At 59.3% G+C, this 1,794-nt stretch carries 2 pseudogenes; both read right to left on the reverse strand.

Features of this window, described 5'->3' with window-relative positions:
• Positions 1-1,220 (reverse strand): annotated as a pseudogene (locus CYD53_RS29730) (methyl-accepting chemotaxis protein); the annotation flags it as partial.
• Between the two features lie 178 nt (positions 1,221-1,398).
• A pseudogene (locus CYD53_RS29735) lies at positions 1,399-1,794 on the reverse strand (methyl-accepting chemotaxis protein); the annotation flags it as partial.

The raw sequence follows: 1,794 nt of genomic DNA on the forward strand, positions 1-1,794 counted from the left end.
TCCTTGGCCGACTGGCCAGCCATCTTCTCCGTCGTCGCCGCGTTCTCGGCGTTCTGCTTCACATTGGCCGCCATCTCCTCCATCGAGGACGAGGCTTCCTCCGTCGACGAGGCTTGCTCCGTCGAGCCTTCGGAGAGCTGCTCAGCGCTGGCCGAGAGTTCCTGGCTGCCGCTGGCAACCTTGCTTGCAGCATCCGCTACATCAACCGCGAATTTCGTCAGACTGTCGACCAACGCGTTGATCGCATCCTTCATGCGCTGGTGATCGCCTTCGCATTCGATTTCGACACGTTGTGTCAAATCACCGCCACTAACAGACCTAAGCACGCGGTTGCCCTCCGCAATTGGCAGGATGATGGCATCGAGCATGCTGTTGATCCCGAGCACCAACTCGGCGAAATTGCCAACGTAGCGATTGGCTTCGCCTCTTTCGCTCAGCCGGCCGGCGGTGGAGGCCGTGATCAGGCGCTGTATTTCGGTGATGATTGAACGAAGATTGCCCCTCAGCGTCTCGATCGTATCGTTGATGAAGGCCTTCTTGCCGGGGAATTGCTCCAGCGGCGCGCTGAAATCGCCTTCGCCAAACGCCTTGATACAGGCCATGGCCTTTTTCTTCACGGCGATGTGGCCGGCCACCATGCCGTTGATGCCCTGCGCCATCAGGGCAAAGTCGCCGTGAAAGCGGTCGGCGGCAACGAACACGTCGATATCGCCCTTGTCGTGCTCCGACGACATGCGGTCCATTTCTGAAATCAGACTTTGGAGATTAGCTCTCAGCGTCTCGATCGTATCGTTGATGAAGGCTTTCTTGCCCGGGAATTGCTCCAGCGGCGCGCTGAAATCGCCTTCGCCGAACGCCTTGATGCAGGCCATGGCCTTTTTCTTCACGGCGATGTGGCCGGCCACCATGCCGTTGATGCCCTGCGCCATCACGGCAAAGTCGCCGTGAAAGCGGTCGGCGGGAACGAGCACGTCGATATCGCCCTTGTCGTGCTCCGACGACATATGGCTTATAGATTCACCAAGCGAGATAGCCGGACGCGTCGCTGTTTCAAGCATTTCGTTGACGGCAGACAATATTTCTAGCGCTCCTCCAGTCGCCAAACCTAAATCTGCACGCGCAGAAATATTGCCGCTGGCCAAAGCCTGCTTGAGACGGGTCATTTCGCCCAAAGCTACCTTTGTCCTGGATGTTTTCTTCATTCTCACAAAGAGCGACATGATGATTCTTTCTGTCAACGAGATCAGATCGATCGGATTTAATTACATGCACCGGGCTTTATGAAACGTGCCAGATGAGGGTCTCTGATGATCTGGACGCCACGAGGTCTTCCGCGATATTTTGGCAATTGTGTCCGAAACCTGTTCAACGGGTCTGCTCGGTAGTGTGACGATCTCGTCAGTTGCGATGGAAGGAGGCGTCGTCCTGATCCTCGCCGCCCGCCATGTCGAAGGCGAAGCCACCGCTGGCGGCCTTGACGGCAGGACGGCCGGCCGGTGCCCTCTTCGGCTGGACAGCCTTCGCCATGGTCGTGGCCTTGCCGCGTAGCTGCCTGACCGCCTTGTCGACCACGGCCGTGACGACCGGCGCCGCGCGCCCGCCGTGATCGTCGACCCTGAAGAAGGCAATCGTCGTCTGGAGCTGCTCGGCTTGGGCTGCGAGCTCCTCGGAGGTGGCGGAGACCTCCTCGGAGGCGGCCGCGTTCTGCTGCGTGACCTTGTCGAGCTGCTGGATCGCCTGGTTGATCTGCGTCGAGCCGACATCCTGCTCGCGGCAGGCCGCCGTGATCTCCTC

The organism is Allobosea psychrotolerans (assembly GCF_002917105.1).
Taxonomy (GTDB): domain Bacteria; phylum Pseudomonadota; class Alphaproteobacteria; order Rhizobiales; family Beijerinckiaceae; genus Allobosea; species Allobosea psychrotolerans.